Consider the following 14,942-nt stretch of genomic DNA (forward strand, 5'->3'; position numbering starts at 1 on the left):
CGCGCACGTCAGGGTCGCGATGTCGGTGCTGCCCGCTACCGTGCCGGCACTGTTGGGACCTGGAGGAAAGAGGCAGCGGTGGGCGCATCCGGATGGAGCTACCTTGTGGCGTACCAGCCAGACCTGGACGCGGCGTTGGACGCCCTGCGGGACACCGTCTTCGCCGAGGGCGACTACTGGTGGGCCCGGGGTGAGACCCCCAACGTGGCCAGCGACTATCCCCACCGTCCCGCCACGATGGAAGAGCTGTTCGACGACGAGTGGGTGCAGGAGATGGGCACCCACTCCATCCTCGACGTCTACCGAGTCCTGGCCGAGCGCGAAAAGCCCGACTTCGGCACGGTCGAGCCGGTGAGCGCCGCCGAGGCGCTGCGCGTGGCCGGCACCGAGCGGCTCACCCGCGAGCACCTGGACGCGATCAAGGGGCTGGCCTCGCAGGCGTGGTTCGGCCGCTGCGCGGTCCTGCACGACGAGCGGGGCAAGCCGGAGGAGATTTACTTCTGGGGATACTCCGGCGACTAAGGCGTGTTTTCAGAGGTCGTGGGTGGCCGGTGAAGGTCACGGCGTGGCGGTGACCTGGCTGACGGTCCAGGGCAAACCGGCCGTGATCCGGAGTGGTCATGGTGGTGGTGTCCGAGGCGGGGCCACGTGGTGCATTGACGCGCTGGACCTGAAGGCGGATTCCCCGGCCACGTTGTGGGATTCACGATTGGCCTGAACAGGCGCCTGTCTACCGTGCCTCAGTGACCAGCACTCCGGACGCGGCGCGCATGCGCCTCCGCTTACGCGTTCACCACGTGTCCCACTATCTTGTGAAGCAAGACAGCGTTTGAGACGGTAGACAGCATGGTGTCGGCCGGCGTGGAGAACTCCGAGCAGCGAAGAAGTCAACTGCTGCGCGGAGTTCTCGACGTCTGCCTCCTGGCCCTCATCAGCGAAGAGCCCCGGTACGGCTACGAGTTGGCTGAGGGCCTGGCCCAGCGGGGACTCGCGCTGGTGAGCGAGGGGAGCATCTATCCGCTGCTCAGCCGCATGCAGAGCGCCGGCCTGGTGTCGGTCTTCAAGACCGCATCGGGCAACGGCCCGCCGCGCAAGTACTACCAGCTCACCGACGCAGGGGCCGCGGAGCTCGCGGCGGGCCGGCGGAGCTGGGCAGCCTTCGCCGAATCTGTAGGCCAGGTCCTGGCCGTCCCGACTCGTCCCGAACCTTCGCCATCCGTACCATCGCGCCATCAGGAGGACTCGTGAACGGACACCACGATGCCGAGACCACCGCGTCAGGTCATGACAAGGTGCTCGCCCGCTGCCGTCATCAATGGGAGACGGCGGGCCTGTCGCCGGCCGCGATCAACGACATGCTCGACGAACTGAGCACGCACCTGACCCAGGCCGCGACGCGCGGGCGCACCGCCGAAGACGTGGTCGGCCCCGACCTGGGCACGTTCGCCCGCGAGTGGGCGCGAGCCCGTACGCCGCGCCCGACACGCTGGCTGCGGCTGGCGGTGAACGCGATCACCGTCCTGATGCTGCTCTCCCTGGTACGCCACTTGATCCTGCGGGACGCCACCCTGGAGATCACGCCGGGATACATCGTGTTCGCGGTGTCGCTGCTCGTCATCCTCATCGGCTGGCCGAAACGTAGTGGCGAGCCCAGCTACGGGCAGTTCGCCGCTGCGAGCGCGGTGGGCCTGGCCCTGGCCGTCCTCGTCGACCTGGTGCTGCTGCCGGATCGGACAGTGTTCATCCTGCCGCTGTGGGCAACAGCCACGGTGGCCGCCCTCACCCTGGCCTTCGCCTACTGGGAGAACCGGGACCGATCCGCTAGCTGATCGGGGCACGGCCCTCATAGGGTCATACCGACCCATAAGGCAAATAGTTGATGTTCAGGCAGCGGCGTAGCGGACTTCTGGCCTGCGGAACAAGGCTTTCACGATGTCCGGCTGGTTCTGTCTACGTCGAAGACGCGCCGTCGCGGCGGCGGTCAACTCGGTCACGTTGCCTGGATTCGCTTGCGCCACACGGCGTTCGACGTCGCCGTTGAGCAGTTCGACGGGGTCCAGTTCGGGTGCGTACCCGGGCAGCATGTGCATCTCAATGCTGGCCCCGTTTTCGGCCGGCCAGTCCCGTACCGAGATGCGGCGGCGCACGGGGTGCCGGTCCACAATCAGGTGGAAGGCTGGAGACACCCGACGCGCCCGACCTGACCGCCCGCGTACGCGGACAGCTCACCGCACCCCTCCCCCGGCGACGCCGCTGGGGCGCCCGTGTCGCCGCCGCGCTCGTCGCCCTGCTGGTGGCGGTGCTGCCGCCAGGGCGGGCGCAGGCACGCTGCGCATCGACGCCTTCGACGGCCGCCTCGACCTGGCCTTCCACGAGCGGACCAGCCGGCCCGGAGCGCAGTGGACCCAGGTTGGCGGCGACTTCGCCATCCGGGTCGGTGGCCCACACGTCTTGTCCTCCGTGGACCGGACGGGAGAGGTCCGCCGTGAGACGGCCCGACTCGCCGCCTCGACGCTGATCTGGGAGGCGGCCGGCGTGAGCTACCGACTTGAGGGCGACCTCACCAGGCCCGAGGCGATCAGGATCGCCGAATCGCTTGAGGTCACCTCACGATCGGCGGCTGCCGTACTGAAGCCTGTTTCGTAAGGGCGGTGTCAGTTCTTATGGAACAGGCCTCAGCCGCCGCCCCCGACCTCCACCATCTCCGCCAACTGGCTGCGGTAGTTCGGGCAGGTCGCGACGTCCTCGTGTGAGCAGTTCAGCCCGGCCTCCAACAGATTGAGCGCCGACTGCAGCGCCGCCATCCTGGCTCGCAGCGCGCCGTGGTTGCGGCGCAGCACGTCCTTGCGCACGGCGGGGTTGCCTGCGGCGAGGACCGCCCGGATGTCCGGCAGCGACAGGCCGGCCTGCTTGGCGCGCAGGATCGAGGCCACCCGGAACAGGTCGTCGCGGGTGTAGCGGCGATGACCGCCGGTGACCCGGGCGGGGCAGAGCAGGCCCACCGACTCCCAGTGCCGCAGTACGTGCGCCGGCAGGCCAAAGTGGTCGGCCACTTCACCGATCGTCATCGTGCTTGACATCATGTCGACATTAAGTCCGAGCATGGCGGGCATGTCCAGTCTGCTAGCTGTCCTCGATGTCATCGAAAGCAAGCCCGCCGCCGTCGAACTGCGCGCCCGTTCCTACGAGTTACTTGGCGACCTCACTGACCGAACCGTCGTCGACGTTGGCTGTGGCAGTGGCCGCGCCGTCGCCGAGCTGGCCGAACGCGGAGCCCACGCGCTCGGCGTCGACCTCGATCCCGAGATGATCGGCGTGGCCCGTGAGCGCTGGCCGGCCGGCGAGTTCCGTGTCGGCGACGCCACGAAGCTGCCGCTGGAGACCGGATCGGTCACCTACTATCGGGCGGACAAGGTGTTGCACGTGCTCGACGACCCGGCGCGAGCCGTGGCCGAGGCCCGGCGGGTGCTCGCGCCGGGCGGCCGAGCCGTGCTGCTCGGCCAGGACTGGGACCTGATCGCCATCGACTCCGAGGACTCGGGGACCACCCGTCGGCTGGTCCACGAGAAGGCGGACTCGCTGCCGTCGCCGCGCGTTGCCCGTAGGTATCGCAACCTGCTGCTCGACGCCGGGTTCACCGACCCGGTCGTCGAGGTGCACACCACGGTGCTCACCGACGACACCGCGCTCGACGTGGTGAAACGGATCACCGACGAGGAGAGCTGGCTCGCCGAGCAGACCGAGCGCGCCCACGCGAACCGGATCCTCGTCGTCGTGCCGATCTTCCTCGTCGCCGCCCAGGCTTAACGGTCGGTGCTGCCCGCCCCGCCACAGCACGCGGTGATCATGAGGTTGGCGTCCGGACACGCCAGGCAGGATGACCGCGAACCTCATGATCACCGAGCGCTGGGGGTGGGGCCGGTGCGGGGCTGGGTGGGCGTCCGCACCGGCCGATGATCCGTCTACCTGGCCGCGCAGGTGGGGCTGAGGCTGCCGGCGGTGCCGGTGCCCTGGAAGCCGAACTCGGTGGACTGCCCGGCGCCGACCTGGCCGTTGTAGGACACGTTCGTCCAGTTCGTCGTGCCGGTGGTACCGCTGGAGTTGGCACTCCAGGAGTTGGTGACCGTCGCGCCGGACGGCAACGTGATCGACACGGTCCAGCCGTTGAGAGCTGACGAGCCGGCTGTCACCCGTACGTTCGCCACGAAGCCGCCGGTCCACTGGTTCACCGTCACCGTCGCGGTGCAGCCACCCTGCCCCGGCGGAGGAGTGGTGGGCGGTGCCGTGGTGGGCGGGGCCGTGGTGGGCGGCGCGGTGGTCGGCGGGACGCTTGTGGGCGGGGCCGTCGTGGGCGGCGTGGTGCCGTTGTTCAGCGCGGCGAGGACGGCGTCGTACGCCGGCTTCTTGGAGCCGTTGCTGTTGAACAGCAGCGGCGTCTGCGAGGCCCGCCACGAGTCACTGTCGCGGATGCCCCAGACCGTGATCCCGTTGCAGCGAGCCACGGCCAGGCAGTCCTCGACGACCCTGCGGTAGGTGTCCGCCGACGCCCCCTGGATGTCCAGCTCGGTGATCTGCACGTCCACACCCAGCGCCGCGAAGCTCGACAGCGTCGTGCGGTAGTTGCTGGCATACGGCGAGTCGTTGTTGAAGTGCGACTGGAAACCCACGCAGTCGATCGGCACACCACGGGCCTTGAAGTCCCGCACCATGTTGTAGACGCCCTGCGTCTTGGCCCAGGTCCAGTTGTCGGTGTTGTAGTCGTTGTAGCAGAGCTTCGCGCCCGGATCCGCGGCGCGGGCGGCCCGGAACGCGGCCTCGATCCAGTCGTTGCCGGTGCGCTGCAGGTTCGAGTCCCGACGGCCGCCGGAGTTGCCGTCGGCGAACGCCTCGTTCACCACGTCCCAGGAATAGATCTGTCCCCGGTAGTGGGTCGCTACCTGCGTCACGTGGTTGAGCATCGCGTTGCGCAGCGCGGTGCCCTCCATGCCCTGCATCCACCCCGGCTGCTGGCCGTGCCAGGCCAGGGTGTGACCGCGTACCTGCATCCCGCGACTGCGGGCGTGGTTGACGATCGGATCCGCCTGGGTGTACCGGAACTGACCCTGCTGCGGCTCGGTCGCGTCGATCTTCATCTCGTTCTCGGCCGTCACCATGTTGAACTCACGGTTCAAGATCGTGGTGTACGCGCTGTCCGAGAGCTTGTACGCCGCCACCGCCGTACCGAAGTAGCGACCCTTCTCGGCGGCGGACGCGCCGAGCGTGGTCCCGGCGGAGGCGGGTGCCGTCACGAACAGCGCCATGCCGACGGCGAGGGCACCCGCGCCGGTCAGCGCGACCACGGCCCTCGATGCCGCCTTCCATCTCGTGTTTCTCATCGTGTGACTCCCTCTGTGGTGGTGGGGTGGCAGGACAGTCAGGACACCGAGCAGGCCGCGCCGTTCAGGGTGAACGACGAGGGTTTGCCGGTGCCGCCTCCGTGCGTGGCCTGGAAGCCGATCTCGACCGACGCGTTCGGGGCGATGGTGGCGTTGTAGGAGACGTTGCGGGCGGTCACCGCACCGCTGGTCGGGGAGTACTGCGCGTTCCAGCCGCCGGTGATGGCCTGCCCGCTGGGCAGCGTGAAGGCCAGCGCCCACCCGTTCACGGCGGCCGTGCCGGTGTTGGTGACGGTCACGCTCGCGGTGAGCCCGTTGTTCCAGGCGTTGACCGCGTAGCCGACCCGGCAGGCGCCCGTGCTCGGCGGCGGCGTGGTCGGGGGTGGCGTGGTCGGGGGTGGCGTGGTGGGCGGTGGAGTCGTCGGGGGCGGTGTGGTGGGGGGCGGTGTCGTCGGCGGCGGCGTGGTGGGCGGGGTGGTGCCGTCCAGCCCGAAGAAGCGGATGACCTGCGCGGCGTCCACCGGCAGGTTGTGCGTGACGCCCTGCATGCTGATCGCCTCGACGGGCGCCATCGGGCCGCTGCTGCCGTACCGGGTGCGGGTGTGGCCGGACTGCGGCGAGTCGGTGTACGTCGGGGTCTGACTCAACCCGTGCACGTTCGTCCACTGCTTGACCTGCTCGCCGAAGTTCGGGTAGCGCAGCGTCTCGTCGTTGGTGCCGTGCCAGATCTGCATGCGTGGTCGCGGACCGGTGTAGCCCGGGTACGCCGCACGGACCAGGTCCCCCCACTGCTGCGGGGTCCTGATGAGCTGCCCGTTGGCGCACTCGCTGTTCCACTCGGAGCTGCCCCCGGTGGCGAAGCAGCCGAACGGCACCCCGGCGAAGGAGGCACCCGCCGCGAACACGTCCGGGTAGTCACCGAGCATGACGTTGGTCATCATCGCTCCGGACGAGGTGCCGGTGGCGAAGATCCGCGCCGGGTCGGCGGCGTAGCGCTGCCGCACGTGGTCGACCATCGACATGAGCCCGACCGGGTCGCTGCCTCCGCCACGGCGCAGGGCCTGCGGTGAGGCCACGTCCCAGCACTTGCTGCTGCGGGTCACCGACGGGTAGATCACGATGAATCCGTACCGGTCCGCCAGGGACGCGTACTGGGTGCCGGAGTGGAATGCCGGACCCGACCCGGTGCAGTAGTGCAGGGCCAGCAGGATCGCCGGTCGGGTGGCCACCCGGTCCGGGACGTACAGGTGCATCTGAAGGTTTGTGGGGTTGGTGCCGAAACCGGTCACCTGGGTCAGCGTCGCCGCCGACGCCGGGGTGGCGACGGTCAGCGCGGCGGCGGCCAGCGTCAGGGCCGCCATGGCGGCACCGAGCAGCCTTGTCTTGAGTGTCATCGATCGCGATCCCTCGGGAGATAGGCGCGTGGAAGGGGACTGAAGTCGAGGACTGCCCTTCGCCCGACCCTGACCGCGGCTCGCGTGACGAAGTCAGCTTCGATCGAGCACACTCGATTGTCAAGACTTCCGGAAACCTTTCGCTGCAAGGGATTGCGGGTTCACCTGCGCAACCCTTCGCACGGGCGGGTCCGGCCGCCGGTGGCGGCTCGCGGGCTATTATCGGGAGGTTCTCGAAACGTGCCGGACTTTCACATCCCTCCCGCCCCTCGATGCGCGTCCGCCGACGACGCCCGCGGGCACGAAGGAGATTTAGTGAGGATCATCGATGCCCGGGTCATCCTGACCTGTCCGGGCCGCAACTTCGTCACTCTCAAGATCGTCACCGACGAGGGGGTGACCGGGGTCGGGGACGCCACCCTCAACGGCCGGGAGTTGGCCGTCGCGTCGTACCTGCGCGACCACGTGGCACCTCTGCTGATCGGCCGGGACCCGGCCCGCATCGAGGACACCTGGCAGTACCTGTACCAGGGGGCGTACTGGCGGCGCGGCCCGGTCACGATGAGCGCCATCGCCGCCGTGGACACGGCGCTGTGGGATATCAAGGGCAAGGTCGCCGGCCTGCCGGTCTACCAACTGCTCGGTGGTCGGTCGCGCGAGGGCGTCACCGTGTACGGCCACGCCAACGGCGAGACCGTCGAGGACGTGCTGGTGGAGGTCGCCCGCTACGTCGACCTCGGCTACCGGGCGGTCCGGGTGCAGTGTGGGGTGCCGGGCCTACCCAAGACGTACGGGGTCAGCACCGACAAGTTCTTCTACGAGCCGGCGGACGCGGCGCTGCCCAGCGAGGCGACCTGGTCGACACCCCGTTACCTGGCGCACGTGCCGAAGGTGTTCGCCCAGGTACGCGACGAGTTCGGCCCGACGCTGCGGCTGCTGCACGACGTGCACCACCGGCTCACCCCGATCGAGGCGGCCCGGCTCGGCCGCAGCCTGGAGCCCTACGCGCTGACCTGGATGGAGGACCCGGTCCCCGCCGACCTCCAGGAGGGCTTCCGCCTGATCCGGCAGCACACCACCACCCCGATCGCCGTCGGGGAGGTGTTCAACAGCATCTTCGACGCGGCCCAGCTCATCCGGGAACAGCTCATCGACTACATCCGGGCCACCGTGGTGCACGCCGGCGGGATCACCCACCTGCGTCGCATCTTCGACCTCGCGGCGTTGCACCACGTCCGCAGCGGATCACACGGCGCCACTGACCTCTCCCCCGTCTGCATGGCCGCCGCGTTGCAGCTCGACATCTCCATCCCCAACTTCGGCCTGCAGGAATACATGCGGCACACCGAGCAGACCGACGAGGTGTTCCCGCACGGCTACCACTTCGCCGACGGCTACCTGCACCCGGCCGAGACACCCGGTCTCGGGGTGGACATCGACGAGGAGGCGGCGGCACGTTATCCGTACTCGCCGGCGTACCTGCCGGTGAACCGGCTGGAGGACGGCACGGTCCATCCCTGGTGACCGCGCCGCCGGTGCCCGGCGGGGTTCAGTGGATGCGCCGTCCCCGCTCGTCCGGCACCCCGGACTTGCGGAAGAAGTACGTGTTGATCTGGTCGCGCCACTCGGTGGCGGACCGCACCTGCTCGTCGAGGCGTTCGGCCACCCGCTCGTACACGGCCGGGTCGATCATCCCGTTCAGCGTCTGCCACCTGCGGCGCATCGCCGTCACCTCCTCGACACCGGCGAAGTGCGTGTCGTAGATGTGCTGGATGACAGTTGATCCGCTCCGCAGGACGTGCCGGTACGGCACATGGTGGAAGAAGAGCAGCAGCTCGTCGGGGCAGGTCTCCGGAGTCTCGTACACCTCGGCCCAGTACGGCGGGTACTGGCCGGCGAAGCCGGTGCCCGACGCGCGGCTGCGGTCCACGCCGACGCCGTCGCGGTCGGCGAAGTGGTAGGTGCCCCACCGCGAGTACTCGTACCCGTCGACGCCGGGGCCGTAGTGGCCATCGGGGTTGACCATGAAGCCAACGCCCAACGGGGCGGTGTACCGCTCGTAGGTGCACCACGAGTCGTCCATGATCTCGTGCAGCGTCCGCCGCACCAGGGCCGGGTCGGCGGTGGCGGACGGCGGGAAGGTCAGCGTCATCCATTCGTCGAGGACCACCGTCGGGTCCAGCTCCGGATTCCAGGCGAGCCGCCCGAACGAGTACAGGTTGGCCTGCGCCAACGGGTGCCCGGTCCAGAACCTGTCGTCGCCGGTGTTGGCGACCGCGACGAGGCCACCGCCGGCGCCCGCCGTCCCCGCCACCACGTCGGCCACCGAGCGTCCGCCCGGTCCCCAGGGGGCGAAGCGCAGCACCTCACTCCACCAGGGGCCGAGGTGGCAGATGTGTCGCTGCTGGCCGGTGTATTCCTGCGTGACCTGCAACTCCACCGCCAGTCGGGTGGCCGGCATCGCGGCGATCACCGGGGAGACCGGCTCACGGGTCTGGAAGTCCACCGGACCGTACTTCACCTGGAGGATCACGTTGGTGCGGAACCGCCCGTCGAGTGGGGCGAAGTGGTCGTACGCGGCGCGCGCCCGGTCGGTCGACCGGTCCCGCCAGTCCTGGTGGTGGTTGTAGACGAACGCCCGCCAGTGCACGACTCCCCCGTGCGGGGCGAGCGCGTCCGCCAGCAGGTTGGCCCCGTCGGCGTGGTCGCGTCCGTAGGTGAACGGGCCGGGTTGCCCCTCCGAGTCGGCCTTCACCACGTAGCCGCCGAAGTCGGAAATGCGGTCGTAGACGTTGCGGGTGGTCTCCGCCCACCAGCCCCGCACCTTCTCGTCCAGCGGGTCGGCGGTCGACAGGCCACCGAGGACCATCGGCGCGGCGAAGGTGACCGACAGGTGCACCCGGATGCCGTACGGGCGCAGCACGTCGGCGATCTCGGCCACGTCGCCGAGCCGGTCGGTGAGCAGCAGCGCCTCCGTACGGGCGACGTTGACGTTGTTCACCGAGATGGCGTTGACGCCGCTCGCGGCCAGGAGTCGTCCGTACTCGCGGATCCGTGCCAGGTCGCGGCGCGACCGGCCGTCCTGCCAGAAGATCGAGCCGCCCGCGTACCCCCGTTCGACCTGGCCCATCACCGGGTGCACGGCCACGTTGTCCCAGTGGTTCAGCATCCGCCGGCGCAGCGCGGGCCGGTGCCGCTCCGGCGGGCGGGTCGGGTCGAAGGCCGCCGCGCAGAGCCGGACCACGTGGAAGAGCCCGTACAGCAGACCGGCGGGCGCGTCGGCCAGCACCACTGTCACCGGGCCGGCGTGGGTCAGCAGGAACCCCTCCTTGCCGAGCGTGCCGTCGCCGGCCTCGGCACGTGCCGCCTCCACCGCCGGGCCGGGCGGCTCGCCCGCGCCCCGCACGGCGAGCACCAGGTCGACGTCGACGTCCCAGGAGGGGTTGTGCCACACCCGCCCGCCGTAGCGCGCGCAGGCCCGCGACACCTCGTCGAGCACGGTGTCGACGAGCAACCCGTCGCCGTGGACGAGAACGCGACGCGCGCCGAGGGTCCGGAAAGCCTCAGGTGGCAGCCAGGCCGGGTGTACGCGCGGCTCGTCCGTGTCCAGCGACTCCTCGACGAACATCAGTTGCTCCAGGTCCACCCATTCTTCGGCGTTCATCGATCCTCCCTCAGCACGACGACACCGTACGCCAGCTTCCCCACGTTCGGTTGTCGTCGCCCCCGAAAGGCACCGTGACGGGCGGGCTCATCGGAGGAAATCCTTCTGGATCAGCCGGACCATTGGGTCGCTGACGCCCAGGAGCGCCAGGACCGCGACCGAACCGAGCATCGCCAGCACGGCCTCGGAGAAGACCGCGGTGACCGCGGCCGCCGCGACCACCAGCAGCGCGTTGCCGACGGTGACACCGGGGGTACGCACCAGGAAGTGCACGGCCAGTCGGAGTACGTCCCGGGTGCGGAAGTCGAACAGCGAGGTGATCACCAGGGCGTTCGCCGCGCAGAGCGTCACACCCACCGCGAGCAGGATCAGCGGCACGGTCCACCAACCGGGGAGCCCGACCGCGCCCCGGTAGGCGAGGTTCACGGCGAGCACGGTCAGCCACAGCAGCGTCGGCACCCAGACGCGCAGCACGCCGGACAGGTTGGCCCGGTAGCCGCGCCAGAAGACGGCGGCGGGCCGCAGGTCGGTCAGGTCGCTGCGTTGGTGGCGCAGGGCGTACAGGGCAGCCGAGAGAGCCGGCCCGACCGGCACCAGCAGGAGGGCGGCCAGCGGCAGGTTGCTGGGGTCACGGCTCAGCAGCAGCATCGGGAGCAGGCCGGGCAGGGTGGTGAGCAGGAGCAGCAGCTCGACGACGAGCAGGATGTAGACCCGCGAGGTGATCCGCGACAGTGGCCCGTCGCCGAACTGTCGCCAGGTGCGCGCGGCGCTCACGGCTGCTCCCTCCGGTCGCGACTGCGCATCGCAGTCCTCTGGTCGTCCGGCGCGAGGGTGAGCGGGTCACCCGCGCCCCGGGCCGGTGGTGTTCGGGGAGTCCGGTCGGGCCTGGTGACCGCCCGCCCGGACTCCCCGCTGATCAGCCGTTGTCCTTCTGGAACCGCTCGTAGGCCTTGTTGACCACGTTGATGTACTGCTCGGAGTTCTTGGCCTTCAGCTCGGCCACGTAGGCGTCCCACTCGCTGAGGGGCCGCTGGCCGAGGGCGAACTTGAGCGTGTTCTGGGTGACGAAGTCCTTCAGCGGGGTCTCCCAGAGCGACACCTGCTCGCGTTCCTCGTCGGTGAACGGGCGCGGCGGGGGGACCTCCCTCGGCTTGCGGGCGTCCATCACCTTCTGGAACTCCAGCTCCTCCGGCGAGAAGAACCCACGGACCAGGTCGGGTGCGCCGCCGTAGGCGAAGACGCCGTTCTGGAAGCCGAAGTCCTTCTGCAGGTGCTTGGATGCCTTCGGGTTGAGCCCCAGGAAACTGACGTCAGGGACGAGCGTGCGCTTGCCGGACGCGTCCTTGGTGAAGGTGGTGCCCTCGACGCCCCAGCGGGCAAATTCCAAACCCGCGTCCGAATACCACAGCCAGTCGATGAACTGCATCATGGCGACGAAGTTCTTGCTCTCCCGGGCCTTCGAGGAGATCATGATGCCGTTCTCCAGCCGGGGGAACGGGTTGACCTCGCCGGCCGGGCCGATCGGCAGCGGAATCTTGGCCATCTTCGCGTTCGGCAGGGTCTTGGCCAGGTCGGGCCGGTGGTTGTTGACAAGCGTCTGCGCGTTGCCGGTGACCACGAAGGACTTGCCGTTGGCGAGCTTCTGGCGGGCCTGGTCGTCGGTCTGGGTGAAGCTCTCCGGGTCGAGCAGGCCCTCGGCGACGAGCTTGTGCAGGAACGTGACCATCTGCTTGTACTGCTCGGACGACCCGGTGTAGGTGAACTTCTTCTCCGCCGGGTTCCAGGTGGCGTGCTGGTAGTCCCAGCCGGCGTAGGTGCCGTGGGACGAGCCGAGGAGGTTCAGCAGGGCGCCGGTCGGGTTGGGCTTGCTGAAGAGGTCGGAGTACGGGTAGACGTCCGGGTACTTCGCCTTCATCGCCTTGAGCACCGTGTAGAGGTCGTCCCAGGTCTTCGGGACGGGGAGGTTGAGCTCCTGCATGATGTCGGTGCGCACCAGCACCGTGTAGTCCTGCGTGGGCTTCTCGTGCAGGCCGGGCAGCAGGTAGAACTTACCGTCGGCCTGCCGCAGGTTGTCGATCTCCGGCTTGAGGTTCCACTTGGTGATCTTGTCCTTGAGGTTGGGCATCAGATCCAGGTAGTCGCTCACCGGGAGGATCGCCCCGGAGGACACGAACGCGTCCTCCTGCGGGTGGTACGTCTTGGGGATGATCAGCGGGGCGTCCCCGGCGCCGATCAGCAGGCTGCGCTTCTGCTCGTAGTCGCTCAGCGGTACGGCCACCGGCTCGATCTTGACGTTGGTCCGCTTGGTCAGCTCCGACCAGAACGCCCAGTCTTCCTTGAGCGGGTAGAACGTGTGGTTGTTGTAGAGGGTGGAGAAGGAGAGCGCCTCGGTGGCCTTGAACTGGTCGCCGACGCCGTAGCTGGCCATCGCCCCGACCTTGTTCTCCGAGAGGTCCGTCGACTCGCCGGGGTCCTCGGAACAGGCGGTGCTGAGGGTGAGCGCGAGCAGACCCGCGGTGGCTATCGCCACCCGGCGCCACGTCTTGTGGAGCATGGCTCGTCCTTTCGGTGGTGGTGGGGATTCGAGGTGGAACGGTGCGGCGTCGGCGTCACCCCTTGACCGCGCCGAGCATCACGCCGCGGACGAAGTACCGCTGGACGAAGGGATAGACCACCAGGATCGGCAGGGTGGTCAGCACGATCGTCACGGCCTCAAGGGTGGCCGCGGCCTGGACCTTGTCGGCGTTGGCGGCGGCGGACTCGGCACTGGTGGCGCCCGCGATGAGGTTGCGCAGGTAGACGGTGACCGGCAGCAGGTCCTGCTGGTCGATGTAGAGGAACGCGGTGAACCACGAGTTCCAGAACGACACCGCGTAGAAGAGCACCATCGTCGCGATGATCGCCTTCGACAGCGGCAGCACGATCCGCAGCAGGATGCCGTACGTGTTCAGCCCGTCGACCGCGGCAGCCTCCTCCAGCTCGCTCGGCAGGCTCTCGAAGAACGCCTTCATGACCAGCAGGTTGAACACGCTGATGGCGTTGGGCACCGCTACGGCCCAGATGGTGTTCTTCATGCCCAGGCTGGTGACCAGCACGTAGTTGGGGATCAGGCCGCCGGAGAAGAACATGGTGAACAGCGCGACGCCGACGAGAAGGCCGCGCCCCTTGAGCTGGGGCTTCGACAGCACGTACGCGTAACAGGTGGTCAGCACGATCGAGATGAGCGTGGCGACCACCGTGTACACCACCGTGTTGCGGTAGTTGGTCCAGAACAACCCGTCGGACATCAACAGCTTGTACGCGGTCAGGTCGAACCCGCGCGGGACGATACTCACCTTCCCCGCGATGATGTACGCCTCTTCGCTGAGCGAGCGGGCCACGATGTTGAGGAACGGAAACAGTGTCACGACCACGACGCCGATCAGGACGACCGTGTTGACGATCCGGAAGATCCGGTAGCCCCGACTGTCCACCGGGCCCCGCGTCTTCGGGGCGTCGCTCTTGGTGCCGAGGATCACCACAGGCTCGTCCCCACCGTGCGCCGGGAGATGAGGTTCGCCGTCAGGACCAGGATCAACCCGATCACCGCTTCGAAGAGGCCGACGGCCGCGGCGTAGCTGAAGTTGCTGGACTGGAAGCCCATCCGGAACAGGTAGGTGGAGATCACGTCCGCGGTGGGGTACGTCAGCGGGTTGTAGAGCAGCAGGATCTTCTCGAATCCGACCGCCAGGAAGCTGCCGATGTTCAGGATCAGCAACGTCATCATCGTCGGCCGGATCCCCGGCAACGTCACGTGCCAGGTCTGGCGCCACCGGCTGGCGCCGTCGATCCGGGCCGCCTCGTACAGGTCCTCGTCGACCGTGGTGAGCGCGGCGAGGTAGAGGATCGTCCCCCAGCCGACGGTCTGCCAGACCTCGGACGAGACGTAGATGGTGCGGAACCACTCCGGTTTCTGCAGGAAGGGCACCGGGTCGCCGCCGAACAGACCGACGAGCTGGTTGGCCGCGCCACCGACCGAGGTCAGTTGCATGACCATCGCCGCCACGATCACGATCGACAGGAAGTGGGGCAGGTAGGACACCGACTGCACGAACCGCTTGAACCGGCGGGCGCGCACCTCGTTGAGCATCAGCGCCAGCACGATCGGCAGTGGGAAGCAGAACAGCAGGGTCAGCGTCCCGAGCACCAGCGTGTTGGTGAAGACCTCCCAGAACGTCGGGTCGCTCAGGAACATCCGGAAGTACCGCAGGCCGACCCAGTACTCACCGAAGATGCTGCCGCCCGGCTTGAACCGGCGGAACGCGATGATGTTCCCGACCATCGGCAGGTACCGGAAGATCAGGAAGAACAGCAGCGGCAGGACGGCGAGCGAGTAGAGCTGCCAGTCCCGGCGCAGCGCCTGCCGCCAGCTCCGGCGGCGGCGCGGCACCCGCGGGGCGGGGCTGGCCGCCTCCGCCGGCGACCGGGGTGGCGCTGGCGGCGGTGGCCGTAAGGTCGATGTCATCCTCG

The 14,942-nt window shown here is 68.8% G+C and carries 14 protein-coding genes; 5 read left to right on the forward strand and 9 right to left on the reverse strand.

What is annotated here, in order from left to right:
* The first annotated feature begins 78 nt into the window (after positions 1 to 78).
* The 3 genes from AB0C25_RS12715 (at position 79) to AB0C25_RS12725 (ending at position 1,829) form a co-directional block, all read left to right on the forward strand.
* Entirely contained in the window at positions 79 to 522 is a 444-nt protein-coding gene (locus AB0C25_RS12715; protein ID WP_357372543.1) for a hypothetical protein, read from the forward strand.
* A gap of 324 nt (positions 523 to 846) precedes the next feature.
* A complete protein-coding gene (locus AB0C25_RS12720) occupies positions 847 to 1,248 on the forward strand; it encodes a PadR family transcriptional regulator (RefSeq protein ID WP_357372545.1) in 402 nt (133 codons plus the stop codon).
* The gene (locus tag AB0C25_RS12725) at positions 1,245 to 1,829 is read left to right on the forward strand and encodes a hypothetical protein (RefSeq protein WP_357372547.1); all 585 of its coding nucleotides are present in this window, start codon (positions 1,245 to 1,247) and stop codon (positions 1,827 to 1,829) included. The genes AB0C25_RS12720 and AB0C25_RS12725 overlap by 4 nt, the downstream gene beginning before the upstream one ends.
* A 54-nt stretch (positions 1,830 to 1,883) precedes the next feature.
* Here AB0C25_RS12725 and AB0C25_RS12730 read toward each other — a convergent pair whose 3' ends face one another.
* Together AB0C25_RS12730 and AB0C25_RS12735 are read right to left on the reverse strand one after the other, a co-directional pair.
* Positions 1,884 to 2,186 (reverse strand): transposase, encoded by a 303-nt coding sequence (locus AB0C25_RS12730; RefSeq protein ID WP_357372549.1) that lies wholly within the window; start codon positions 2,184 to 2,186, stop codon positions 1,884 to 1,886.
* Between the two features lie 489 nt (positions 2,187 to 2,675).
* Entirely contained in the window at positions 2,676 to 3,068 is a 393-nt protein-coding gene (locus AB0C25_RS12735; protein WP_357372551.1) for a MerR family transcriptional regulator, read from the reverse strand.
* Between the two features lie 43 nt (positions 3,069 to 3,111).
* On the opposite strand from AB0C25_RS12735, the gene AB0C25_RS12740 reads away from it, so the two are divergent.
* Complete coding sequence (locus tag AB0C25_RS12740; protein ID WP_357372553.1) at positions 3,112 to 3,807, forward strand: methyltransferase domain-containing protein; 696 nt, start codon at positions 3,112 to 3,114, stop codon at positions 3,805 to 3,807.
* A gap of 155 nt (positions 3,808 to 3,962) precedes the next feature.
* Here the strand turns inward: AB0C25_RS12740 and AB0C25_RS12745 are convergent, their stop codons facing one another.
* Both AB0C25_RS12745 and AB0C25_RS12750 read right to left on the reverse strand, forming a co-directional pair.
* Positions 3,963 to 5,300: an endo-1,4-beta-xylanase gene (locus AB0C25_RS12745; RefSeq protein ID WP_357372748.1), complete on the reverse strand. Its 1,338-nt coding sequence runs from the start codon at positions 5,298 to 5,300 to the stop codon at positions 3,963 to 3,965.
* A gap of 113 nt (positions 5,301 to 5,413) precedes the next feature.
* The gene (locus AB0C25_RS12750; protein WP_357372555.1) at positions 5,414 to 6,769 is read right to left on the reverse strand and encodes a PHB depolymerase family esterase; all 1,356 of its coding nucleotides are present in this window, start codon (positions 6,767 to 6,769) and stop codon (positions 5,414 to 5,416) included.
* Positions 6,770 to 7,084: 315 nt separating this feature from the next.
* On the opposite strand from AB0C25_RS12750, the gene manD reads away from it, so the two are divergent.
* On the forward strand, positions 7,085 to 8,293 hold the full coding sequence (gene manD / locus AB0C25_RS12755) for a D-mannonate dehydratase ManD (protein WP_357372558.1): 1,209 nt from the start codon (positions 7,085 to 7,087) through the stop codon (positions 8,291 to 8,293).
* A gap of 25 nt (positions 8,294 to 8,318) precedes the next feature.
* Here the strand turns inward: manD and AB0C25_RS12760 are convergent, their stop codons facing one another.
* The 5 genes from AB0C25_RS12760 to AB0C25_RS12780 all read right to left on the reverse strand — a co-directional run bounded on the left by AB0C25_RS12760 (position 8,319) and on the right by AB0C25_RS12780 (position 14,937).
* A complete protein-coding gene (locus tag AB0C25_RS12760) occupies positions 8,319 to 10,433 on the reverse strand; it encodes an alpha-glucuronidase (RefSeq protein ID WP_357372560.1) in 2,115 nt (704 codons plus the stop codon).
* An 87-nt stretch (positions 10,434 to 10,520) separates the two neighbouring features.
* Positions 10,521 to 11,207, reverse strand: a complete 687-nt coding sequence (locus tag AB0C25_RS12765) for a DUF624 domain-containing protein (protein WP_357372562.1) — start codon at positions 11,205 to 11,207, stop codon at positions 10,521 to 10,523.
* A gap of 142 nt (positions 11,208 to 11,349) precedes the next feature.
* Positions 11,350 to 12,987, reverse strand: coding sequence for an extracellular solute-binding protein (locus AB0C25_RS12770; RefSeq protein ID WP_357372564.1), 1,638 nt, complete (start codon positions 12,985 to 12,987; stop codon positions 11,350 to 11,352).
* Between the two features lie 55 nt (positions 12,988 to 13,042).
* Positions 13,043 to 13,951 carry a carbohydrate ABC transporter permease gene (locus AB0C25_RS12775; RefSeq protein WP_357372566.1) on the reverse strand — a complete coding sequence of 303 codons (909 nt, stop codon included), beginning with the start codon at positions 13,949 to 13,951 and terminating at the stop codon, positions 13,043 to 13,045.
* Positions 13,948 to 14,937 carry an ABC transporter permease subunit gene (locus tag AB0C25_RS12780; protein ID WP_357372568.1) on the reverse strand — a complete coding sequence of 330 codons (990 nt, stop codon included), beginning with the start codon at positions 14,935 to 14,937 and terminating at the stop codon, positions 13,948 to 13,950. Before AB0C25_RS12780 ends, AB0C25_RS12775 begins: the two co-directional genes overlap by 4 nt.
* Positions 14,938 to 14,942 lie beyond the last annotated feature (5 nt).

It is taken from the genome of Micromonospora sp. NPDC048839 (genome assembly GCF_040649915.1).
Taxonomy (GTDB): domain Bacteria; phylum Actinomycetota; class Actinomycetes; order Mycobacteriales; family Micromonosporaceae; genus Micromonospora.

Bases quoted from the DNA above. Each gene is read 5' to 3' on its own strand.
- AB0C25_RS12720 (WP_357372545.1), top strand. From the start codon at position 847: ATGGTGTCGGCCGGCGTGGAGAACTCCGAGCAGCGAAGAAGTCAACTG.
- AB0C25_RS12745 (WP_357372748.1), bottom strand. From the start codon at position 5,300: ATGGCGCTGTTCGTGACGGCACCCGCCTCCGCCGGGACCACGCTCGGC.
- AB0C25_RS12740 (WP_357372553.1), top strand. From the start codon at position 3,112: ATGTCCAGTCTGCTAGCTGTCCTCGATGTCATCGAAAGCAAGCCCGCC.
- AB0C25_RS12735 (WP_357372551.1), bottom strand. From the start codon at position 3,068: ATGACGATCGGTGAAGTGGCCGACCACTTTGGCCTGCCGGCGCACGTA.
- AB0C25_RS12780 (WP_357372568.1), bottom strand. From the start codon at position 14,937: ATGACATCGACCTTACGGCCACCGCCGCCAGCGCCACCCCGGTCGCCG.
- AB0C25_RS12760 (WP_357372560.1), bottom strand. From the start codon at position 10,433: ATGAACGCCGAAGAATGGGTGGACCTGGAGCAACTGATGTTCGTCGAG.
- AB0C25_RS12770 (WP_357372564.1), bottom strand. From the start codon at position 12,987: ATGCTCCACAAGACGTGGCGCCGGGTGGCGATAGCCACCGCGGGTCTG.
- AB0C25_RS12750 (WP_357372555.1), bottom strand. From the start codon at position 6,769: ATGACACTCAAGACAAGGCTGCTCGGTGCCGCCATGGCGGCCCTGACG.